The organism is Mesorhizobium xinjiangense, assembly GCF_009749525.1.
Classification (GTDB): Bacteria; Pseudomonadota; Alphaproteobacteria; order Rhizobiales; family Rhizobiaceae; genus Mangrovimarina; species Mangrovimarina xinjiangensis.
This window is the reverse complement of sequence record NZ_WOAC01000003.1, coordinates 98,607-120,283: the sequence shown is the minus strand read 5'-3', so window position 1 is coordinate 120,283 and position 21,677 is coordinate 98,607. Positions and strand designations below refer to the sequence as shown.

The following is a 21,677-nucleotide window of genomic DNA, read 5'->3' as shown; positions in this document are numbered from 1 at the left end:
TTGGCGTTTGAAAACAGTGTCGTGTGTAGCCAGCGTGTTCTCGGAAGATTTCAGGCATATCGCCCGACGCGGCGAACAAGGCAGGAGCGACAGGCTGCTGCGTGCCGCCACGACCGCATTCTGCTCGCTGACACGGCCGACGAAACGCGATGCACGCCAGCTCTCGCAACTCGTCCTGCCGCTTTTTGACCGTGCTTCCCCCGACGCACGGCGCTATGTCGCGGCAGCCCTCTCCGGCCTCGCCGACGCGCCATCCGATCTCGTCGTGAAGCTCGCCAACGACCGGCTGGACGTCGCCGCTCCGCTCCTCAAGTGCTCGCCGCTCCTCGGCGACCTCGACCTACTCGCCGTCATCGCCCGCCACGGCCTCGGCCATGCCCGCGCGATCGCCCGCAGAGATAGGCTCAACCCGACCATCGCCAGCCTCGTCAGGGCCCTGGAGGCGTCGGAACCCGTTGCAGGCACCGGCGTGGCGGTCGAATCGGATACCACGCCTGCACAATCAGCCGCGGAGAAAGCCTCCGCGGCGAAGCCGTCGCGGGCCGATGCGATCCGCGACCAGTTGAGGTCGATGATGCAGGCGTCCGACAATGTCGCCGGCTCAGACCCGACTGCCTACCTCGCATTGGGCGACCCGCAGGACGAGCTCGACAGGATCAGCCGGGTCATGGCATCCCGTCTTGGACCGGCAGGCCAGGCCGCATCGGGCGCGCATTCGCCGGGTCGGCTCTTCGGCTCGGCAACGATCGACGACGTCATCGCCGCCATGAAATCGCTCACCATTTCGGAAGACAAGGCGCTGCTGATCGCCTGTTCCGCCTTTCCGGAGCACTTCTCGGATGTTCGCACGGTGCCGGATTTCGTGCACCGCTACCGCAACGCCGAGCCCGCGCCCATGTCCCCTCGCCACCGAGGCGGTTCAAAAGTCGTGACACTGCGCCGCCAGGCCTGAATCCAGAGCTCAGCGGATCGTGATGAGGTCCTCGGTCCGCCCGGCAGGCTCGATCTCCACGACCCAGAAATCGGGGTCGAAGCGTTCTTCAAGCTGCAGCCGCTCATCGATCGGCCCGTCGTCGCCCTGGCATTCCACGACCTGGCTGAACAGACGCTCCGACGGCTTTGCCGCGTCATAGTCGGTCTGAGCGGCCGGGCCGAGCAGCGTCGCGGTGCCGTCGCGTCCCCGCGCAATGACAAACACGGCGCCGGCCTCGCGCGCGCCGCGCCGCAACACCGCGGCATATCCACCCTCGGCGAAGACACGCCGCGTCAGCGAGGCGACAAAGAGATCGGAGGTTACACGCATGGGCTGTCCACCTCCGACCCTATCCGTCGATCAGGCCGATTTCATCCATTTTCGAAAGCAGGTCGGCGTCCACCTTGCCGGTCACCGGCAAGCCGAACAGGGACTGGAATTCTCTGATTGCGACCGCCGTCCTGTCGCCAACCACCCCGTCGATCTCGATCCCGTCATTGCCGAAAGAACGCAATCCCGCCTGGACCTTCACCACCGTGCGATCGGGGACAACAGACGCCGTCTCAGCCCTCTCGTCCGCCTGCTCGAGCGCGGCGACACGCGGCGCAGGCGTCGGCACCGGGTCGTCGGCGATTGCGGTGGGGGTCCCCTTGGACAGTTGGGCGACCAGCGCCTCGTCGATGGTGCCCGTCACCTCCAGCCCCGCGCCCTTCTGGTAATCCTCCACCGCCTTGTGCGTTTGCGGACCGATCAGACCGTCGACCTCGCCCGGATAGAGACCGAGCGCCTTCAACTGGCGCTGGACGGTCGCCACCCGGCCCTGCGCCGCGGTCTCCTCAATGGGCTGGGGCCGCGATACCGAAGCGACCGATTCGGTGGAAACGCCTTGCGGCGCCATCGCTTCGGGGCGCGGCTCGGGTGCGGGTGCCGCCCGGGGCGGCACGGCGGGCTCGGCCGGCCGCTCGATGATGGGGCGGGGCGGCGCGGCACGTGTCGACAGGAACGCGCCCATATGCCGATGCGGCTGATACCACATCGCATTCGCCGACACATAGAACAGGATGATCAGGAATCCGGTCGTGCTGCCGACGATCAGCGGATTGCGCGCAATCGCATGTCCGGCAATCGTCAGCGCCTGGCTCGTCAGGCCGCTTGCCTCGCGCGATGGTCTACGCGATCTTGCGGAGTTGCGCATCAGGCTGTCCCCTTCGGTTAGTGCGTGCAATTTCAATGATTTCGGCCTGATTGGCGGCCGTCTCTGCGGCTTCATCCGCAAGCGGCAGGCCGATCGTCACCGTCGTGCCGAGGCCCGGCGCGCTCTCAATCGCCATCGAGCCCTTCTGCATCTCGACCAGGCCCTTCACCAGGGCAAGGCCGAGGCCCGTTCCCTCGCAATGGCGGTTCTGGTCGTTGACGACCCTGACGAACGGTTTGCCGACCCGTTCCAGGTCGGGTCCGGCAATGCCGATGCCATTGTCGCTCACCCACAATTCGACCCGCGCACCACGCTTGCGCGCGCCAACAGTGATTTCACCGCCTTGCGGCGTAAATTTCACCGCGTTCGACAACAGGTTGACGACGATCTGCTGAAGAGCGCGTCTGTCGGCACAGATCTCGTCCATCGCATCGTCAATCTCGCATGCGAGCCTGATGCGCTTCTCCTCAAGCGCGGGAGTCATGAGGGCCATGCCCGTTTCGATCGTCTGGCGGGGGGAAAAACGCAATGTCTCAACGGGGAAAGTGCCGGCTTCCAGCCGCCCCATATCAAGGATCGCATCGACCAGAGACAACAGATGCTCGCCCGATTCCCTGACAAGCTCGACATATTCGCGCTGCGTTGCGTTGCCGAGCGGGCCTTTCGTCCCTTGCAGCAGCATATCGGAAAATCCGATGATGGAATTGAGCGGCGTGCGCATTTCGTGACTGACACTGGCGAGGACGTGGCGGCCGTCGATATGCTGCGCCTCCTTTTCCTCCCTCATCTGGTTCAACTGCCGCCGCAGCCCGGCCAGTTCGTCCGCCCTGCGCAGAACCACCTCGAATTCCGGCTCAGCCGCCACACGTTGCGGCAATTCGGCCATGAAGGGTGCAAAGACGATTTCGTTTTTCTCGGCCGCAATGCGCAGGCGCAACTCGAATTCCTTGACCGGCTTGGCCTCGCGCGCATCGGCGAGCGCCGACAGCCAGGCCACGCGGTCGGTGACGTGGATGCGCTCGAAGAACGCGTTCTCCAGCATGAATTCCGGCTCGATGCCGAGAAGCTGCCGCGCCTGGGAGGTCACACTGAGGACTTCGCCGTTTCGCGAAACGCGCAGCGTCACCGCATTCAGCCTCTCCTGAAGCGGCGCTTCGGGTTCGCCCGCCGCAACGGCGCGCTCGTCATGGCCGGCCGCCTGGCGCAGGCCGAGCACGACGAAATAGGCCGCCGGAACAAGCCAGTGCCAGGCCATTGGGGCGTCCTGGGCTGCGAACCATCCCGTCGCGGGAAGCACGATCACCTGCGCCCCCGCCAAGCCGGCCATCGCCGCCCCGGCGACCATGGCGCGGCGGCTGCGCGCGACCTGCCAGGGCTCGATCGCCAGGGCGGCCAGCAGGGCCGAAAGCGGCGAGGCCAACCCGCCGGCCAGCATGACCACGAGCGTCGTCACCAAAACCATGAGCGTGGCGCCGACCCATTCGGCAGCGCGGCTGTCACCCGTCACCGCCACCAATATGGCCAGCGCCCAGGCCAGCGCGAAGCTTGCGCAGATGGCGGATGCAGCGACGGCCGCCCCCATTGCGGGCGCCAGGAGCGGCGCGAGCACGGCCGAAAGAAAAAGCGGCGCGCCGAGCGCCACGCCGACGAAACGCCCCTGCCGCGCGCGCGTGCGGACATCATCGACTGATGGATGAACGAGCCGATCGCACAATTGCGACAGGCTGTTTGCCCAAGCGCCTGTATTGGTCGGAACTTCACTCAAGGATACGCACTCACTGTCGGCCCGTCGGGCGGATCTTGGTTTGGCCCAAACCTCTCACTCACCCTTTAATGAATGAATAAGCCGCGGTCGGCCGAACGGCATTGAACGGCGCCAGACAATCGAAATGACGCCAATCCGGGACATTGGTTTTCGTCATGGTTAACGAGCTGTATCGACGCACGGCATTGCCGCGGCGCGCCTTCCACCGCCCCCGGCCGGCGCTTTTTTCCCGAAAACAGCAAGTTGGATGCTCGACAGGCGGTCACCACCGCGATGGGTATTCGATTCAAATGCCGCATAGGCGACTTCTTTCCGATTTGTTTTGAATTTGATGAAAAGCTGCAGCCGGCTTTCAACCCGGCCTACAGACATGTCCGTCATCATCGGAGAGAGCGGTGGAACGCCCTTCCGACTGAGCGGATCAGGACAGGAAGGAGACTATGAGGTTTCTCATCAAGACCGCGTTCTGGCTATCTCTGGTGCTGCTTCTGCTGCCCTTCGGTCTGGGGGGAACGGATTCGGACGGCCAGACGATCGGCCCGCTGCAGGCTTTTGGCGCGGCGCGCGAAGCCCTTGCCGACTTGTCCCAGATCTGCGAGCGAAAACCGGGCGTGTGCGAAGCCGGCCGTGCCGCCATTCATACGATCGGCATTCGCGCGCGCGAAACCGCGCGCATCGCGATGGAAATGCTCGATGACACGGCAGCCGACAAGGATGCCGAACCGGAACGGCCCCTCGACGAGACGGTGCCGCTCGCAAAACCCGACGACAGCATCAAGACCGGCACCGTCGCAGCGGAGCCGAATGTGACCGCCGGGCAATAATCTGCAAGCGGATCGATCGAAAGGCCCATTTTCGTTCCCGCCGGCACGGGCGATTGCCGGACGACAGCTCCGGCGGCATCGGATTTTGCCTGATTTTCCGTGACGTCGGCCTCTTCCCTCACTATATGGCGAGGGATAGGATCGAAGCATGAACGACAAACTCGCCGCGATAATCGACGATTTCTCCTTCCTCGACGATTGGGAGGACCGCTACCGCTATGTCATCGAGCTCGGGCGGGATCTCGAGCCGTTGGCGGAAACCGAAATGACCGACGTGCACCGCGTCAAGGGCTGCGCCAGCCAGGTCTGGCTCATCACCGAGCGCGCACAGGGCGAGGACCCGCTGCTCCATTTCCGCGGCGATTCCGACGCCCATATCGTCAAGGGCTTGGTGGCGATCATGCTGGCGCTCTATTCCGACCGCAAGGCAAGCGAAATCGCCGGCACCAATGCGGAGGATACCTTCAAGCTGCTCGGTCTCGACGAACATCTCACCCCGCAGCGCGCCAACGGCCTGCGCGCGATGGCGCGCCGCATCCGCCAGGAGGCGGAACTGGCGCTTGCGCCCCAGCCGGCCTCCTGACTGGAGCAATTCCAGGCCAAGTGTAGACCGCTTCTCCGTCCGCAATTGCGTCAAATCCAAAGGTTGGATCGGTTCATCGATTCCGTGAAGCAATGAACAGATCCAGCCATCCCGTTCAACGCGGCAGTTCGGGCCGGAAATCCTCCGCGCCCCAGTGCAGTATCCTCGCCCGGGCGTCGCGACCGCCCGCCGGCGGAAAGTAGTGACGGGCAAGTGCGGCCAATGCGGTCTTGAGAACGATCTTGGCCGAGCGGGCCGGCCATGAGCGCTCGGCCTCCACCCGTTCGAGCCCCTTGAGGAAGCAGCACACGTCGATCAGTACACCGCTCAGTTCGGGACCGACGGCGTCGAGCGCCTTTTCGACACGCATCCGCGCGGCAAGCGCCATGTCGGTCAACTCGACCGCCCCTCCGCTCCCCGCCCGGCGCTTGCCCGAAGACACCGCGCTTTCCCAATTGGCGCCGAGGCGCGGCATGATCATCGCCCGCGTGTAGTGCCGCGCAACCTTTCGCCGGCATCGAACTCGCGCGCCGACAACAGGCTGCGGCCGTCGCGGCCCTTGCGGCGATACAGGAGCGCGAGCGGCGATTCGGCGCTGTTGCGCGCAACCCGTTGTGGCCCGCTCGCCGTTTCGATGATGACCTGCTCGATATGGCCCTGCGCCTCCGGCCGCGCTTGGCCCATCCCGCGCGCCGCCTTGCCCGTACCGGTCAGTTCGACCGATTGTCCGCTGCACACGACAAGCCCGCGCAGCGCCATGTCGCGCAGTCGCGCCGCGCTGATGCGCAAAGGCTTGTGCCCGCTGGTCTGCAGCACAATGTCCGCCCCGTCACGCAGCAGGGCGGCCCTGCCGTGTGTAAGATAGGCAAGAATACGTTGCGTATGCTTGTCGTTCTGCTCGTTCTGCTGCTTGATCATGTCAGGCCGCGTCTCCCCGGCGCAGTGCCGCCACGGCGATCCGCTCGGTCAGCCCCACAATGCCGTCGAATTCCGCATCGTCGCGCATGTCTTCGATCAAGTGACAAGCATGCATTACGGTGGTGCGGTCGCGGCCGAAGCCGCTGCCGATGTCGGTCATGGTGAGTTCCAGGCTCACATGACACACATACATGGCGATCTGGCGCACACGCGATACCGCCGTCGCCGTCTTGCCAGCGCGGCGCAACTCCTTGCTGGAGACATTAAACAGAGCGGCGACGATATCGATCATGCATTCGCATATCTCGATATGCTGCTCCGAACGGCGTTGGCTGATCCTGCGTGGCGTGGCGTCGGCAGGTGGCGGTGACGTGCCTTTCAGCGGACGGTCGGTTATTTCCGGCAGACAGACACTGAAAGCTTGCACGGCATTACCTCTCTCGCGTTATAGGAATATCTTCTTATATCGACGCAAGAGGGACGTGTGAACAAATTAGCAACCACTATCGTAATCAATTCCTTTCAAGCATTTGAAAATGCGCCATTCTCTGAAAAATCCCACCAGGCACAGGCACCATTTTATCCCCGCGCGCCGGCGTGCCGCGACAGTGGAGACGAACGCCAACTGTCACGGAGCGAAACATGTCTGGCCTGGCCTTGGAGGCGCGAGAATTCGTCGAGGAAAAATGGCGCGAGGGAGAGTGTGCAGGAGCGCGCAGCCTATTTTCTAAGCTGCGGCATGGAACTTGGTGATGCGCAGATGCTGAAAGGGCGCGAAAGGGCTCTTGCTCAATTGCGGCTTGAACGGGCGATCGAACGCGAGCGCCTCAAGGGCGTCAGACAGCATTGGAGCTATGACCTCAACCGGCACATCGCCCTCAAGCAGGCGCTCGATCTCATCAAAGGCGCCCCCGAGCCGAATTCACACGACGGCTTGATGCGGCATTCACGGCGCAAATAAACAAGCGGCGCCAGAAGGCGCCGCATCTTGAATTCGAATGGTGCCGGCGATTCAGCTTGCGCGCTTGCGGCCAAGCCCCATCTTCTTCGCCAGTTGCGACCGCGCCGCCGCATAATTCGGCGCAACCATCGGATAGTTGGGATCGAGGCCCCACTTCTCGCGATACTGTTCCGGCGTCAGCCCATAATGTGTCATGAGGTGTCGCTTCAGCGATTTGAACTTCTTCCCGTCCTCGAGGCAAATCAGAAAATCGTCGTGGATCGACTTCTTCGGATTCACGGCCGGTTTCTGCTTCTCGGCCTGCGCAGGCTCGCCGGTGGTGCCGACGCGACCGAGCGCAGCGTGAATATCGGCGATAAGATTTGGCAGTTCGGCTGCGGGAACTGGATTGTTGCTGACGTAAGCAGCGACAACATCGGCAGTAAGCTCCATGAGCATATCGCCGTTTGACGCATCGTGGTTCGTTATATCCATCTTACTCTGGGCCCCATTTCAATGATCAAATCTACTGCGGCATTCTGAGTGCCGCTCCATTCACGATACGCAAGATCACGCCTTGTTCGAATCGCGTGACTATCATCTAGATCATATATTCTAGAATTCAAGGCAAAATATTATTTAAGTCGACGGGAATAAGAGGCACCAATAGGAGCGATCAACAACGTCCAGCGCCGAATATAGTTGCAACGCCAAGTATCATTCCACGCCAACTATTCCCGCCTTGGAACTGCTCGCGCCGCGGTGTTGCAGACAATCGAGGACGTTTCACTCTTCAAGTGGCGGCGGGGCGGACTTCATGTCGTCGTGCACGGAGCCTTCCCACATCTCATAGCCGGCCGCATAGGCGGCGCGGGCCAGGAGATGCGCCGAAATGGGAGCAGTAAGGAGGAAGAAGACAACGCCGGCCAGTGCCCGCGACACGGTCGCGGCATCGTCGGTTAGAACCGCAAGCGCGATAAGCGCCACGCCCGACCCCAGCGTGCCGGCCTTGGAGGCGGCATGGGTACGTGTATAAATGTCGGGCAGCCGCAACAGCCCAACGGAGGCGACCAGCGTGAAGGCGGCCCCGATGACGATCAGCAGGCCGGCGATGATGTTCTGCAGATCCGCCATCATGGCTGGCTCTCCGGCTTCCGCCCATAGGCGATCTCGGTTTCGGATGCGCGTCGGCTCATCACGAACCGCGCGAAGGCGACAGTCGCGAGAAAGCCGACAAGACCCAGAGCGATGGCGATGTCGACATAAAGCGTATAGCCGGTCTTGATGCCGATTATGGCAATAAAGCCGATCGCGCTGGCCACCAGCATGTCCAGGCCGACGATCCGGTCGGGCAGCGTCGGACCCTTGATGACGCGATAGACCGTGACCAGGAACGACATGCTGACCAGAACCAGAGCGAAATTCACCGCCGCCTGCAGAAAATCGATGCTCGTGATCATCGGAAAGCCTCCAATATCTTGCGCTCGAATCCCTCGGCGATGTCAAGGCGGGTCTGGTCGGGGTCGGAGCAGTCCAGCGCGTGGACGTAGAGCACCTTTCTGTCGTCGGAGACGTCGACCGACAGGGTTCCCGGCGTCAGCGTGATGAGATTGGCAAGCAGCGTTATCTCGAAATCGCGGTCGACCTTGAGCGGGTAGGCGAAAATACCTGGCTTGAGATCCATGCGCGGCTGCACGACCAGCACTGCGACACGCCATGCCGAAAGGACGAGTTCGTAGATGAACAACAGGCCGAGCGCGATCACGCGGCGCGCCCGGGTGAAATAGCCCAGCGTCCCGACTTGTTCGCGGATCAGGTAGAGGGCCACGGCGCCGAGCAGGAATCCGAACAGGAGGTTGGACAATGATGCATTGCCCGTGATGGCGACCCAGGCAATGGCGAGCAGTATGTTGTTCAGATGCAGGATCATCAGCCGCCGCCTCCCGGAAACACAGCCTGTATATAGCCGGACGGGTCGAGCAGACCGGCCGCGGCCACATCGGCCAGTTGCATGAAGGGATCGGGATAGACCCCGATGGCGATCATCGGCAGGGCGAGCATGCCCAGGACCATGTACCCGCCCGGACGCGCCTTGCCGGCGCCACCGAAATCGGCGCTGTCGTCCCCGGCTGTCGGCGAATTGCGCCAGAAGGCCAGAATGAAGACGCGTCCGAGGGCGATCGTGGTCAGGAATCCGCTCAAAAGAATGGCGAATGCCAGCCACCACGCCCCGCCGTCTACGGAAGCCTTGACGAGCATGACCTTCGGCCACAATCCGGAAAGCGGCGGCAGGCCCGAGGCGGCCAGCACGACAGCCAGCGCGATCGCCGCCAGGAACGGATTGCTTCGGTAAAGGCCCGAAACCTCGTGCAGCGAGTAGCTGCCGCCCGCCTCGTGCATCAGACCGGCCAGCAAATAGAGCGCCGTCATGACCAGGATCGAATGAACGGCGTAGAGGACCGTCCCGGCGACACCGACAGGACTTCCCAGCGCCAGTCCTGCCAGCATGACGCCGATGCCGGAGATGACGACGAAGCCGGCGATACGCCTGACATCGGATTGTGACAGCGCGCCCATGATGCCCAGGATCATGGTGGCCGCCGCCAGCCACGCGATGAGTTCGGACAACACGCCACGCTCGACCGGCATCAGCGTCAGGAAGACCCGCAGCAGCGCATAGATGCCGACCTTCGTCAAAAGTCCGCCGAACAGGGCCGAGGTGACGATGCGTGGTGTGTGGTAGGATGCGGGCAGCCAGAAATTGAGCGGAAAGGCTGCGGCCTTCATGCCGAAGGCAAGCAGATAAAGCGCAGCGATGGTCATCAGCGGCCCGCTTTCGCGCAATTGCGGCGCCTTGCGCGCGATATCGGCCATGTTCAGCGTCCCGAACGTGCCGTAGAGCATCCCCGTCGTAACCAGGAAAATCGTCGTGGCGACGAGGTTCAAAATGGCATATTTCGTCGCGCCGTCGAGCTGGCGCTGTTCCGAGCCCAGGATCAGCAGGCCGAACGAGGCTATGACGAAGACCTCGAACCATACATAGAGATTGAAGATGTCCCCGGTCAGAAAGGCGCCGTTGACGCCCGCCATCATCAACAGGAGGAACGGGTAGAATCCATAGCGCCGACCGGTTGCGTCGATGTCGCGGATGGCGAAGATCGCCCCGGCGAGCGCCACGAAGGTCGCCGCCGTGGCGAAGGTCGCGCCCAGCGCGTCGGCACTGAAGGAGATGCCGAAGGGCGGCACCCAGCGCCCCATGGTCATGACGAGCGTCCCTTCCGTGACGACCCGGTAGAGCAGTCCTGCGGCCCCGGCGAATGCGAGCCCGAGGGCACCGATTGCGATCATCGCATGCAGGCGCACCTCATGGCGCGCCATCAGGAGCACGGCCCCGGCCACGATCGGTATGACCACCGGCATGAGCACGAGCCAATCGGCAAGCTGCGTCGGCCCGGCAATCATTGCGGCGCTGGTATCGATGCTGTTCATGCTCTCGGTGGCGGCCATCGTCGTCCTCAATATCCCAGCGGCGGCAGGCCTTCGCCCTTCGGCTCGGCCACGCGCATCTCGTCGGTGTCGTCCGTGCCGAGTTCCTGATAAGCGCGGTAGGCGAGAACCAGCAGAAAGCAGAAGAAGGAAAACGAAATCACGATCGCCGTCAGGATCAGCGCCTGCGGCAGCGGATTGGCGACGAGCGTCTGCGGCGTCACCACGTCCTCGGGTATGATGGGCGGCACTTCCCGCAGCACCCGTCCGGCGGTGAAGATCGTCAGATTGACCGCATTGCCGAAAATGGTGACGCCGAGCACGATACGGATCGTGTGCTTGGACAGCATCATGTAGATCGAAACGGCGAAAAACAGTCCGACCAGTACACTCAGAGCGCTTTCCATCAGCCGCGCTCCCTCTCTTCAAGTGCCAGGCCGATCGAGGTGATCGCTCCGACGACGACGAAATAGACGCCGATATCGAAGAACATCACCGTCGATAGGTCCAGTTCGACGCCGAACAGGTGCGGCGTCGCCCACAGGCCGGTCAGGAAGGGCACGCCGAAAAACACGGACAATACGCCCGAAAGCGCTGCCAACAGAAGGCCGAAGCCGGAAATCGCCATCGGATGGAAATAGAGCGCGCGGCGCACCGAGGCGACCCCGCAGGCGATGCCGTAGATGGCAATCGCTGAGGCGGCGATAAGTCCGCCGATGAAACCTCCACCCGGCTCATTATGCCCGCGCAGCAGGACGAAAATGGAAAACAGCACCATCAGGCTGGCAAGATAAGGCGCCGCAGTCCTGAAAATGACCGTGCGCATCTCAGCCCTCCACCGTCTCTGCGTGCATCTCTGCCTTCTTCGTCTTCGCCACGGCCTGCTTGGGCGCCTTGATGCGGATCAGCGCCAGGATCGCCAGGCCGGCAACCATCACCACGGCGATCTCGCCCAGCGTGTCCAGCCCGCGGAAATCGACGATAATGACGTTCACGATGTTGCGGCCATGCGCGATCACATAGGCATATTCGTCGAAGAAATCGGACAATGTGCTGTCGAAGGGCACCTGGATGACGCGCAGGAGCAGCAGCGTCAGGCCGAGACCGCAGGCGCCGGCGACCGACGCGTCAAGCAGCATCTCCCCGGTCGGGCGATGGTCGCTCGGCGTCAGGCGCAGCCGCGTCATGGCAAGCGCCAGGATGACCACGGACAAGGTCTCGACCATGAACTGGGTGAAGGAAAGATCCGGCGCGCCGAGCAGCATGAACAGGAGCGCCACGGCGAAACCCTGAATGCCGAGCGAGACGATCGCGGTCAGCCGGTCCTGGGCATAGACGACGGCGCCGAGCCCGATGACCGCGATGGCGAACACGGCCCATTCGTAGAAGGGCAGCACCGGGAAGGTCGGTCGGGATGGCCATTCGCCGTAAATCGCCATCGGCGCGAAAATGGCCGCGGCCAGGGCGATGAAGGTCACCGTCATGTAGACTTCCATGCGGCCGCACTGCACGACCCGGGTGACGCCGCCCGATACCCGAACGAGGCTGCGCATCGCCTGATCGAAACCCCGGTCCGGCCCCCATCCGATCGCCTCCAGAAACCGGGCCATCGCCGCCCTTCCCCGTGCCAGGAAGAGATAGGCGCCGACACCCACCGCGATCGTGACGAGCGACAGGGTGAAGGGAAGGCCGAGATGCGGAACGACGCCGATATGGACGTGGACCTCGCTGCCGGCGACCGCGCTCGCCATGGGGCTCGAGACGTAGTGATGCGAAAGCGATGAGGCGAGCGCCGCAACGAGAGCCGTCAGCGAAAGCACTGCCGGGCCAAGCCACAAGAGCACCGGCCCTTCATGCGCATGTTTTGGCGTTTCAACCTTTTCTCCGATGAACGGGATCAGCGCCACGGCAAAGCCGATCGCGAACATCAGTCCGTTTCCGACGATTGCCACGATGGTGAAGATCGAATTCCACGTCCCGGCAAATCCGAGCGCGGCATAGATCTCTTCCTTGGCCAGGAAGCCGAAAAAGGGCGTGATGCCGCCCATCGACGCCGCCGAAAGCAGCGCCGCCACAAAGGTGATCGGCATGGCCCGCCGCAAGCCGCCGAGCTCGGTGATGTCGCGCGAACCGCTTTCGTGGTCGATCAGGCCGGCGACCATGAACAGCGCGCCCTTGAACATGGAGTGGGCCACCAGATAGAGTACGGCGGCTTCCACGGCCTTGTCCGAGCCGAAGCCCGTCAGCATCACGAGAAGGCCCAGCGACGCGACCGTCGTATAGGCCAGCATTTGCTTGAGATCGGTTTTGCGCACCGCCAGCAATGTGCCGACGATCAAGGTGGTGCCGCCGAAGACCGGCAGGATCGTCTCCCAGGCTGTGGTCCCGCCCATCACCGGGTTCAGCCGCATGACCAGATAGACGCCGGCCTTCACCATGGTCGCCGAATGCAGATAGGCCGAAACCGGCGTCGGCGCTTCCATGGCGTTTGGCAGCCAGAAATGGAACGGAAACTGGGCCGACTTGGTGAACGCGCCGCCGAGGACGAGCAGGAGCGCGCCCAGGTAAAAAGGGCTCGCGCGCAAAACGTCCTGCGAGGCCAGAAGCTGCGAAAGCTCGGTGGCGCCGGTCACGTGCCAGATCAGCACCAGCCCGGCCAGCAGCGCCAGGCCGCCGCCGCCGGTGACCACCAGCGCCTGCAGTGCCGCGCGCCGCGACGCCTCGCGCGCATGATCGAAGCCGATAAGCAGGAACGAGGTGATCGAGGTCAGTTCCCAGAACACGAACAGCATCAGGAACGAATCGGAGACCACAAGCCCCTGCATGGCGCCCATGAACATGAGGATGAAGGAGAAGAACCGGCCCTGATGGGGGTGGTCCTTCAGATATCCCCCGGAATAGAGGACGATCAGCGTTCCGATGCCGGAAATGAGCAGCGCGAAGGTCAGCGACAGGCCGTCGAGATACCAGGAAAAATTCGCGTCGAACGCCGGGATCCAGGAATATCCGCCCTGCACGGCCGCGCCATCGGCCACCGCCGGCAAATATCCGCAGAAATGGACGAAGATGAAGGCCGGCACCAGGGCCAGCAGCCAGGCGGCATTGTGCTGGAATAGCCGTGTCAGAAAAGGAGCGACGGCAGCGGCCAGAAACGGCAAGAAAAGTACAAGAAAGGTCAGTGACTGCGAAGCGTCCGCCATCCGGCCGTCCTGATTCCACCCATTGTTTGATTATATAGCTGGGGTGACATAGCGGCTCGCCGATCCATGAGCAAGGAAATGCGGCAGGGCGCGTCATTTATGCGCAGGTTCTTGTGTATTTCTTTGCCGTTGACGGAGGCTGCAAGATTGACGCCGGATCACTACATTGCCGATGAACGACGCGAACATGCGAAGGAGACCAGCCGTGACGACGAGCCCCGGATTGAAGGTTTCAAAGACCGATAAGGAATGGCAGGAGCAGTTGACGCCGCAACAGTACCAGGTGACGCGACAACACGGTACGGAGCGCGCCTTTACCGGCCCCTACTGGGACAACAAGGAAGATGGACTGTATCGCTGCGTGAGTTGCGGGCGGCCGCTTTTCCGCTCCGAGACAAAATATGATTCGGGTACGGGATGGCCGAGCTTTCATTCGCCCGTCAACGCTGAAGCCGTCAGCGAGCATCGGGACCAATCCCTCGGCATGACGCGCACGGAAGCCCGCTGTGCGGATTGCGATGCGCATCTGGGCCACGTCTTTCCCGACGGTCCGCAACCGACGGGCCTGCGCTACTGCATGAACGGCACGGCGCTCGATTTCGAAAAAGACAAGACGAACGACTGAGAACAGGTTTGCCGGGCGGGCAGATATTCTGCCGCCCGGCCCGCCTCCACCTTCGCGCCTCACGCCATTGCCCGTCTCCAAGCCTATCAGGACCTTTTCAGCCCATGACGAAGACGTTTTCCTTTCCCGAGAAAGCCGCCCCGCATCCGCAAGAGCGGCCCGTCACCGACACACATCACGGCATCGAGCGGCGCGACGACTACGCCTGGCTGCGCGCCGACAATTGGCAGGACGTGTTCCGCGATCCGCAAGTTCTGGCGGCCGACATCAGGACGCATCTGGAGGCCGAGAACGCCTATCAGGCGGCGATGATGGCCGACACGGACGCACTGCAAAAGGCGCTGTTTGCGGAGATGAAGGGCCGCATCAAGGAGGACGATTCCTCCGTGCCGATGAAGGACGGGCCCTACGCCTACGGTGCCTCGTTCAAGAAGGGCGGCGAGCAGCCGCGCTATTTCCGCACGCCGCGCGAGGGCGGCGACCGGCAGATCATTCTCGACGGCGACGCCGAAGCCGACGGCAAGGACTATTTCCGTCTCGGCGGAACGGACCATTCGAGCGATCACACCAAGCTGCTTTGGGCCTATGACGACAAGGGCTCGGAATTCTACAGCCTCAAGATCCGCGATCTCGACAGTGGCGCCGACCGCAGCGAGGTGATCGCCGACACGGGCGGCGGCGGCGCATGGGATGCGGCCAATGAAGGCTTTTTCTATACCCGGCTCGATGCCAATCACCGCCCCTCGAAAATCTTCTACCACCGACTGGCCAGCGACCCGGCCGACGACCGGTTGGTTTTCGAGGAAAAGGACGCCGGCTTCTTCATGGATGTCGGCGGCAGCCGCACCGACAACTGGATCTATGTTGCGATCCACGACCACGAGACGTCCGAATATCACCTCATCCCGGCCGCCGATCCGCAGGCCGAGCCGAAGATCGTGCGGCCGCGTGAAACGGGACTGCAATATGATCTCGAAGATGGCGGCGATGTCTTCTTCATCCTGACCAATGAAGGTGGCGCCAAGGACTTCAAGGTGATGAAGGCGCTGGCCGGCGACCCGCGACCGGAGAACTGGTCCGAGTTGATCGCGCACGAGCCCGGCCGGCTGATCCTCTCCATCATGGCCTTCAAGGACTTTCTGGTGCGCCTGGAACGCAGGGATGGCCTGCCGCGCATCGTCGTGCGCGATCGGGCGAGCGGTGAGGAGCACGCCATCTTCTTCGACGAAGAGGCCTATTCGCTGGGCCTCGGCGGCGCGCTCGAATTCGACACCGACGTCTTCCGCTTCAGCTATTCCTCGATGACCACGCCGGCACAGGTCTTCGACTACGACATGCGCACGCGCGAACGCACGCTCTTGAAGACTCAGGAAGTCCCGTCGGGCCACGATCCCGAGCACTATGTCACGCGCCGGCTCATGGTGCCCTCGCATGACGGCGAACTGGTTCCCGTTTCGCTCATCCATCATCGCGACACGGTGCTCGACGGTTCAGCGCCCTGCCTGCTCTATGGTTACGGGTCCTACGGGATTTCCATCCCGGCCTCCTTCAACACCAACATTCTGTCGTTGGCCGACCGGGGCTTCGTCTATGCGATCGCCCATATTCGCGGCGGCAAGGACAAGGGCTATGCCTGGTACGATGACGGCAAGCGCGAGCACAAGCAGAACACCTTCCTCGACTTCATCGCCGTGGCGCGCCACCTGGCCGCCGAAAAGTTCACCAGCCACGACCGCATCGTCGCCCAGGGCGGATCGGCCGGCGGCATGCTCATGGGGGCCGTGGCCAATATGGCTCCGGAAGCGTTCGGCGGCATCATCGCCGAGGTGCCGTTCGTCGACGTTCTCACGACGATGCTCGACGCCTCTTTGCCGCTCACCCCGCCCGAATGGCCGGAATGGGGCAACCCGATCGAGTCGAAGTCGGATTACGAAACGATCGCGGCCTATTCGCCCTATGACAATGTCGCCGCGCTCGCCTATCCGCCGATCCTCGCCGTGGCGGGGCTCACCGATCCGCGCGTGACCTATTGGGAACCCGCCAAATGGGTCGCCAAGCTGCGCGACCACAAGGCCGGCGATCATCCCGTCCTGTTCAAGATCAACATGTCGGCGGGCCATGCCGGCGCGTCGGGACGCTTCTCGCGGCTCGAAGAGGTCGCCTATTCCTATGCTTTCGCCATCAAGGTGGCCGCCCTCGCCGGTGCGAAATTGCGTTCGCCCGGCGAGGAAATGGCCGCTACTGCGTAGCCGGCCGGCGCGCCGGATAGCCATTGGGATGCGGCGGCGCGGCCTTCAGATAGGCCGCGATCGCCGCCAGATCCTCTGCCGGCAGGCGTGCGGTGTTCTTCTGCACCGCCACCATCGCGCCACCGACCGAATCGAAGTCCGGCGTAAAGCCGCTTTCGAGGTAATAGGCGATGTCGTTGTGCGACCAGTCGGCAATGCCGCCCTCGCCGCCGGTGATGTTGGGCACGATCCCGTCGCCTTCCGCGGCCACGGCACCAGCCAGCCATTGCGCCAGGATCGAGCCGCCCAGCCGGTTGCGCGGCGTGTGGCACTCGCCGCAATGGCCGGGCCCCTCCACGAGATAGCGGCCGCGACGCACGGCCTCGGGCGCGTCGTCGGCCAGAGCGACGACCGGCTCCGGGTGGAGGTTCAATAATTTCCACACGCCGATGCCGCGGCGGATATTGTAGGGAAAGTCCAGGCTGTGCCCGCCCGGGCGGCCCTCGACCGCCGGCAGGGTGCGCATGAAAGCATAGAGATCGGCCACGTCCGACAGGTCCATGCGCGCATAAGAGGCATAGGGGAAGGCGGGATAGAGATGACTGCCTCCGGGCGACACGCCGCGCAGCATGGAATTGGCAAAGTCGGCAAAACTCCAGCCGCCGATGCCGTCGCGCTCATGCTGGGAGATGTTGGGCGCGACGAACGTCCCGAAGGCCGTCTTCAGTTCCAGCCCGCCGGCCAGTTCCAGCACCGCCTCGCCCTCGGCTCTCGGCCTGGCATGACAGGAGGTGCAGCCGGCTGTCCAGAATACGCGCTCGCCGCGCGCCGCATCGCCATCCGGCGCTTCGGCCAGCACCGCGGCATCGAGAGAGCGCGGTGCCGTGAGGAGCCAGAGCGTCGCCCCGCCGAGGATCATTATGATTCCCAGGGCGGCGGCGAGCGTGCGTAGCATGAGCGAATCCTTTTGGAACGCCTAGTTATCCTGCACGCGAAACGATTCGTGGCAACTCTTGCAGTTTCCGAGCACCGGCCCGACGGCGGCCTTGAACGTATCGAGATCGGCCGGACCGTCCTTTCCCGAAGCCTCCACCGCGCCGGCAGCATCGGTTTCGAACTTGCCGACCGCCTCCTGGAAACCGGCCATGTCCTCCCAGATCTTCGGCGAAGCGGTGGTTTCGCCGTTGCCTTCCGAACCCTCCGGAAAATAGTGGCCATAGGACGATGCAACCGCGTTGAAGGTGGCAATCGCGGCCTTCGCCACGGCCGGATTGTAGTCCAGCTCGCCCTTCAACATCGCACCGGAAAGACCCGCAGCCCCGGCATTGGCCTGCATCAGCGCCTGGCGCACGGCGATCGGATCGTCGGCGGCCGTCACGGCGCTCGCAGAAAGGGCAAGTACCGCTGCCGGTATCAGCAACAATTTCATGAAGTCCTCCGCAGCTTGGCTAGGGGCGCTAGGCCCGTTGGCTACGGAATTGATCTTGCACGTCTATTGGTAACGTGGGGGTCACGCTTGCGTGAGCGGTCGGTAAATTTCGTTGACGCACTGTCAACGTAGCGGCGCGTCCGGACCGCCCGGACGCGCCGGAAACGATCAGGCCGTGGCCGCTTCGTACATCTCCAGGACGTGGTCCCAGTTGATGAGATTGTCGACGAAGGCTTCCAGATATTTCGGCCGCGCGTTGCGGTAGTCGATGTAATAGGAATGCTCCCACACATCGACGCCGAGGATCGGCGAGGCGCCATGGACGAGCGGATTCTCGCCGTTCGGCGTCTTCATGACCTCCAGCTTGCCGTTCTTGACGGCCAGCCACGCCCAGCCGGAGCCGAACTGCGTCGTGCCCGCATTGATGAAATCGGCACGGAACTTGTCATAGCCGCCGAGATCGCTGTCGACAGCCGTCTGCAGCTTGCCGGGCAGGCTCTTGCCGCCGCCGCCCTTCTTCATCCATTTCCAGAAATGGATGTGGTTGTAGTGCTGGCCGGCATTGTTGAAGAGCCCGGGGTTCTTGCCGAAGGATTCCTTGACGATCTCCTCGAGCGACTTTCCTTCCATGCCGGCCTCGGCGGCGAGCTTGTTGCCGTTGTCGACATAGGCCTTGTGGTGCTTGTCGTGATGATATTCGAGCGTCTCCTTGGACATGTAAGGCTGAAGCGCTTCGTAATCATACGGCAGGTCGGGCAGTTCAAAAGCCATCGGGTCATTCTCCCTCGTTGAAAATCAATGCGGTACACCGCACAAGATAGGTGCTCGGCGTAGCGCCGCAACACCGGCTATGCCTGTGATCCTTCATTCAACCCCCGCCTTGTCAGGCGGCGAGCGAATGAGCCCACTCCAGGTAAAGGTCGCGCGCCTTTCTGGCCACCGGTCCCGGCTGCAGTTCGCGGTCCTCGATGCGGATAACGGGAACCACCTTGGAGTGGTTGCCTGTCGAGAAGATTTCGTCGGCATAAAGAAAGTCGCGAACGCTCAGCGTCTTTTCCACCGTCTCGATGCCGGCGTCCTTGAGCAGGCTGATGGTGCGCGACCGGGTGATGCCCGACAGGAAGGTGCCGTTGGGTGACGGGGTGAAGACAACGCCGTCCTTGACCATGAAAATATTCGACGTGCCCGTCTCGGCGACGTTGCCCAGCATGTCGAGCACAAGCGCATTGTCGAAGCCGCGCGACTTGGCTTCGACGATGGCGCGCGCATTGTTGGGGTAAAGGCAGCCCGCCTTGGCATTGGTCGGCATCGTCTCGATCGTCGGTCGGCGGAACGGGGAAACGCTCACCGAAAAGCCCGACGGCGCGATCATCGGCGCCTCGTAGAGGCAGAGGCAGAAACGCGTCGAGGCGGGATCGGCCGGAACGCCCATATAGCCGCCGTGCTCGGCCCAGTACATCGGCCGGATATAAACGGCGGTCTTGCCGTCGAACTTCTGCAGCCCGTCACGCGTCAGACCGACGATCTCGTCGACGCTCATGGTCGGCTTGAGCCCCAGCGCAATCGCGGAATCGTTGACCCGCGCGCTGTGCCGGTCGAGGTCGGGCGCCACGCCATCGAACCAGCGCGCGCCGTCGAACACGCTCGATCCGAGCCACATGACGTGACTGCGCGGCCCCACGATCGCGACATTGCCCTCGTGCCAATCCCCGTCGAGATAGGTCCAGGTGGTCGAATCCGCCGATGTGTCCACAGCCATTGTCTGCATCCCTGATTGATGGGCGCCTATGGATAGACTTTCGCCGGCATGCGTCAATCGCCTGCGGAACGAAATTTCTTACGCCAGAGCACCACTTGACCGCATCCCGCTCTTTCGATCAACTCGTCTCGAAGGGGTTCGGTGCCGATGCATCACGCAGCATACATATTCGACGCTTACGGCACGTTGTTCGACGTGCATGCGGCCGTGCGCCGTCACGCCGCCGGGATCGGTCCCGAGGGACAGGCGCTGTCGGAGATCTGGCGCGCCAAGCAGCTCGAATATTCCTGGACCCGGTCGATGATGGGCGCCTATCTCGATTTCTGGGAATTGACCGTGCAGGCGCTCGACTTCGCCTTCGACAAGGTCCCCTCGGCCGACAGGAGCCTGCGCGCCGACCTGCTCGACGCCTACTGGAAGCTCGACTGCTATCCCGAGGTTCCGGCCGTCCTCAAGGCGCTCAAGGCCGATGGCGCACGCCTGGCGATCCTTTCCAACGGCTCGCCCGCCATGCTGGAGGCCGCAGCGAAGTCGGCCGGCCTCGACATCGTGCTCGACGACATCTTTTCCGTCGATGCGATCGGCAGGTTCAAGACCGATCCGGCCGTCTACGACCTCGTGACCACGGCCTGGCGACTCTATCCCGATGCGGTCTCGTTCCAGTCATCCAATCGCTGGGACGTTGCCGGGGCGACGAAATTCGGCTTCCGCACCGTCTGGATCAACCGCACCGACCAGCCGGACGAGTATCGCGACTACCCGCCCGGGCTCATCCTGCCCTCCCTCAACGGTATTCTGAAGGCCTCCTGACGCGCAGCCGCGGTGGGCGCCGCTGTTGCGTGAATGTCACAGGGCGGCGCAGTCACGCCTTTGCCATTCTTTCATCACCCTGCAGCCAGAATTGGAAACGCCTATCGCATCCTGCGGGAGGGGGCGCTCCCGGCATCTCGGCGGCGCATCGGGTTCAATGTCTTGGGTTACAGGTTAGAATGTCCACCAGTTCTGCTTTTCACGCGCGCCTCGACCGGCGCGCCTTTCTTCGAGCGTCCATTGCCGGCGCGGCCTCCGCATCGCTGGCATCCTGCACCACGCTGGGCGAGCCGTCGGGGCCCGCGTCGGGAACGAAAACGCCGTCCGATCTGCACATCGATGAATCGATGGCCGGGTACAGGACAATGTACGGCCCGGTTGCCGATGGCGGCTTCGAGATACCGCCGGTGCCGGTGCAAAAGATCGAGGAACAGTTTCTGCGCCAGATCGTGACCGACCCGACCGGCGAGCGGCCGGGCTCGGTCGTCGTCGACACGTCCAATCACTACCTCTACCTCGTGCGCGAATCCGGCCAGGCCATTCGCTATGGCGTGGGCCTGGGACGCGCCGGCTTCGAATGGTCGGGCCGCGCCCTCATCCAGTGGAAGCGGCCCTGGCCGACATGGACGCCGCCGGACGAGATGATCGCGCGCTCGCCTGATCTGGAGAAATACAGCGTGCGCAATGGCGGCATGGCGCCCGGCCTGAAAAACCCTCTTGGCGCCCGCGCACTCTACATCTTCCAGGACGGCAAGGACACGCTCTACCGTGTCCACGGCTCTCCCGAATGGTGGACCATCGGCAAATCGGTGTCCTCCGGTTGCGTACGGATGGTCAATCAGGACGTCATCGACCTCTACAGCCGCGTTCCCAACAAGACGCCCATCGTCGTCTACTGAAGATTGGCAGGCGGGCGGCACAAGAAGCCGCCCGCTCCGGTCC

At 63.2% G+C, this 21,677-nt stretch carries 25 protein-coding genes and 1 pseudogene; 8 read left to right on the top strand and 18 right to left on the bottom strand.

The window, feature by feature from the left end; genetic code table 11:
* Positions 1–34 precede the first annotated feature (34 nt).
* Positions 35–952, top strand: coding sequence for a DUF2336 domain-containing protein (locus GM909_RS04790; protein WP_198174131.1), 918 nt, complete (start codon positions 35–37; stop codon positions 950–952).
* A gap of 9 nt (positions 953–961) precedes the next feature.
* Here GM909_RS04790 and GM909_RS04785 read toward each other — a convergent pair whose 3' ends face one another.
* From GM909_RS04785 to GM909_RS04770, 4 genes are all read right to left on the bottom strand, one after another.
* Entirely contained in the window at positions 962–1,303 is a 342-nt protein-coding gene (locus GM909_RS04785; RefSeq protein ID WP_157015069.1) for a DUF1491 family protein, read from the bottom strand.
* A gap of 19 nt (positions 1,304–1,322) precedes the next feature.
* Positions 1,323–2,168: a peptidoglycan-binding domain-containing protein gene (locus GM909_RS04780; protein ID WP_157015068.1), complete on the bottom strand. Its 846-nt coding sequence runs from the start codon at positions 2,166–2,168 to the stop codon at positions 1,323–1,325.
* Positions 2,143–3,933, bottom strand: coding sequence for a sensor histidine kinase (locus GM909_RS04775; protein ID WP_157015067.1), 1,791 nt, complete (start codon positions 3,931–3,933; stop codon positions 2,143–2,145). The genes GM909_RS04780 and GM909_RS04775 overlap by 26 nt, the downstream gene beginning before the upstream one ends.
* Before the next feature lie 159 nt (positions 3,934–4,092).
* Entirely contained in the window at positions 4,093–4,305 is a 213-nt protein-coding gene (locus GM909_RS04770; protein ID WP_157015066.1) for a hypothetical protein, read from the bottom strand.
* Between the two features lie 68 nt (positions 4,306–4,373).
* Between GM909_RS04770 and GM909_RS04765 the strand changes: the two genes are divergently transcribed.
* Entirely contained in the window at positions 4,374–4,757 is a 384-nt protein-coding gene (locus tag GM909_RS04765; RefSeq protein ID WP_157015065.1) for a DUF5330 domain-containing protein, read from the top strand.
* A 148-nt stretch (positions 4,758–4,905) separates the two neighbouring features.
* Positions 4,906–5,340, top strand: coding sequence for a SufE family protein (locus GM909_RS04760; protein WP_157015064.1), 435 nt, complete (start codon positions 4,906–4,908; stop codon positions 5,338–5,340).
* A 115-nt stretch (positions 5,341–5,455) separates the two neighbouring features.
* Here the strand turns inward: GM909_RS04760 and GM909_RS04755 are convergent.
* Both GM909_RS04755 and GM909_RS04750 read right to left on the bottom strand, forming a co-directional pair.
* A pseudogene (locus GM909_RS04755) lies at positions 5,456–6,024 on the bottom strand (DUF6456 domain-containing protein).
* 235 nt (positions 6,025–6,259) lie between these two features.
* Complete coding sequence (locus GM909_RS04750; protein ID WP_157015063.1) at positions 6,260–6,550, bottom strand: helix-turn-helix domain-containing protein; 291 nt, start codon at positions 6,548–6,550, stop codon at positions 6,260–6,262.
* A gap of 447 nt (positions 6,551–6,997) precedes the next feature.
* On the opposite strand from GM909_RS04750, the gene GM909_RS04745 reads away from it, so the two are divergent.
* Positions 6,998–7,219, top strand: a complete 222-nt coding sequence (locus GM909_RS04745) for a hypothetical protein (protein ID WP_235911667.1) — start codon at positions 6,998–7,000, stop codon at positions 7,217–7,219.
* 51 nt (positions 7,220–7,270) lie between these two features.
* Here the strand turns inward: GM909_RS04745 and GM909_RS04740 are convergent, their stop codons facing one another.
* From GM909_RS04740 to GM909_RS04705, 8 genes are all read right to left on the bottom strand, one after another.
* The gene (locus tag GM909_RS04740; RefSeq protein ID WP_157015062.1) at positions 7,271–7,693 is read right to left on the bottom strand and encodes a MucR family transcriptional regulator; all 423 of its coding nucleotides are present in this window, start codon (positions 7,691–7,693) and stop codon (positions 7,271–7,273) included.
* Between the two features lie 291 nt (positions 7,694–7,984).
* Positions 7,985–8,332 (bottom strand): monovalent cation/H(+) antiporter subunit G, encoded by a 348-nt coding sequence (gene mnhG / locus GM909_RS04735; protein WP_407941250.1) that lies wholly within the window; start codon positions 8,330–8,332, stop codon positions 7,985–7,987.
* Positions 8,332–8,658: a cation:proton antiporter gene (locus tag GM909_RS04730; RefSeq protein WP_157015060.1), complete on the bottom strand. Its 327-nt coding sequence runs from the start codon at positions 8,656–8,658 to the stop codon at positions 8,332–8,334. Before GM909_RS04730 ends, mnhG begins: the two co-directional genes overlap by 1 nt.
* On the bottom strand, positions 8,655–9,128 hold the full coding sequence (locus GM909_RS04725; RefSeq protein ID WP_157015059.1) for a Na+/H+ antiporter subunit E: 474 nt from the start codon (positions 9,126–9,128) through the stop codon (positions 8,655–8,657). The genes GM909_RS04730 and GM909_RS04725 overlap by 4 nt, the downstream gene beginning before the upstream one ends.
* The gene (locus GM909_RS04720; protein ID WP_157015058.1) at positions 9,128–10,705 is read right to left on the bottom strand and encodes a Na+/H+ antiporter subunit D; all 1,578 of its coding nucleotides are present in this window, start codon (positions 10,703–10,705) and stop codon (positions 9,128–9,130) included. The genes GM909_RS04725 and GM909_RS04720 overlap by 1 nt, the downstream gene beginning before the upstream one ends.
* A gap of 8 nt (positions 10,706–10,713) precedes the next feature.
* On the bottom strand, positions 10,714–11,091 hold the full coding sequence (locus GM909_RS04715) for a Na+/H+ antiporter subunit C (protein ID WP_157015057.1): 378 nt from the start codon (positions 11,089–11,091) through the stop codon (positions 10,714–10,716).
* Positions 11,091–11,510 carry a Na+/H+ antiporter subunit B gene (locus GM909_RS04710; protein ID WP_157015056.1) on the bottom strand — a complete coding sequence of 140 codons (420 nt, stop codon included), beginning with the start codon at positions 11,508–11,510 and terminating at the stop codon, positions 11,091–11,093. The genes GM909_RS04715 and GM909_RS04710 overlap by 1 nt, the downstream gene beginning before the upstream one ends.
* A 1-nt stretch (position 11,511) precedes the next feature.
* Positions 11,512–13,884: a putative monovalent cation/H+ antiporter subunit A gene (locus GM909_RS04705; RefSeq protein ID WP_157015055.1), complete on the bottom strand. Its 2,373-nt coding sequence runs from the start codon at positions 13,882–13,884 to the stop codon at positions 11,512–11,514.
* Between the two features lie 205 nt (positions 13,885–14,089).
* Between GM909_RS04705 and msrB the strand changes: the two genes are divergently transcribed.
* Both msrB and GM909_RS04695 read left to right on the top strand, forming a co-directional pair.
* Positions 14,090–14,509, top strand: coding sequence for a peptide-methionine (R)-S-oxide reductase MsrB (msrB, locus tag GM909_RS04700; RefSeq protein ID WP_235911652.1), 420 nt, complete (start codon positions 14,090–14,092; stop codon positions 14,507–14,509).
* A 104-nt stretch (positions 14,510–14,613) separates the two neighbouring features.
* The gene (locus tag GM909_RS04695; protein WP_157015053.1) at positions 14,614–16,758 is read left to right on the top strand and encodes a S9 family peptidase; all 2,145 of its coding nucleotides are present in this window, start codon (positions 14,614–14,616) and stop codon (positions 16,756–16,758) included.
* On the opposite strand, the gene GM909_RS04690 is transcribed toward GM909_RS04695, so the two are convergent.
* From GM909_RS04690 to GM909_RS04675, 4 genes are all read right to left on the bottom strand, one after another.
* Positions 16,748–17,692 carry a cytochrome c gene (locus tag GM909_RS04690; RefSeq protein WP_157015052.1) on the bottom strand — a complete coding sequence of 315 codons (945 nt, stop codon included), beginning with the start codon at positions 17,690–17,692 and terminating at the stop codon, positions 16,748–16,750. The two genes, GM909_RS04695 and GM909_RS04690, sit on opposite strands and share 11 nt — an antisense overlap.
* A 21-nt stretch (positions 17,693–17,713) precedes the next feature.
* Positions 17,714–18,166 carry a c-type cytochrome gene (locus GM909_RS04685; RefSeq protein WP_157015051.1) on the bottom strand — a complete coding sequence of 151 codons (453 nt, stop codon included), beginning with the start codon at positions 18,164–18,166 and terminating at the stop codon, positions 17,714–17,716.
* Positions 18,167–18,334: 168 nt separating this feature from the next.
* Entirely contained in the window at positions 18,335–18,937 is a 603-nt protein-coding gene (locus GM909_RS04680; RefSeq protein WP_157015050.1) for a superoxide dismutase, read from the bottom strand.
* 112 nt (positions 18,938–19,049) lie between these two features.
* On the bottom strand, positions 19,050–19,925 hold the full coding sequence (locus GM909_RS04675; protein ID WP_198174130.1) for a branched-chain amino acid aminotransferase: 876 nt from the start codon (positions 19,923–19,925) through the stop codon (positions 19,050–19,052).
* A 147-nt stretch (positions 19,926–20,072) separates the two neighbouring features.
* Between GM909_RS04675 and GM909_RS04670 the strand changes: the two genes are divergently transcribed.
* The gene (locus tag GM909_RS04670) at positions 20,073–20,735 is read left to right on the top strand and encodes a haloacid dehalogenase type II (protein ID WP_157015048.1); all 663 of its coding nucleotides are present in this window, start codon (positions 20,073–20,075) and stop codon (positions 20,733–20,735) included.
* 179 nt (positions 20,736–20,914) lie between these two features.
* A complete protein-coding gene (locus GM909_RS04665) occupies positions 20,915–21,634 on the top strand; it encodes a L,D-transpeptidase (RefSeq protein WP_157015047.1) in 720 nt (239 codons plus the stop codon).
* The last annotated feature ends 43 nt before the right edge of the window (positions 21,635–21,677 follow it).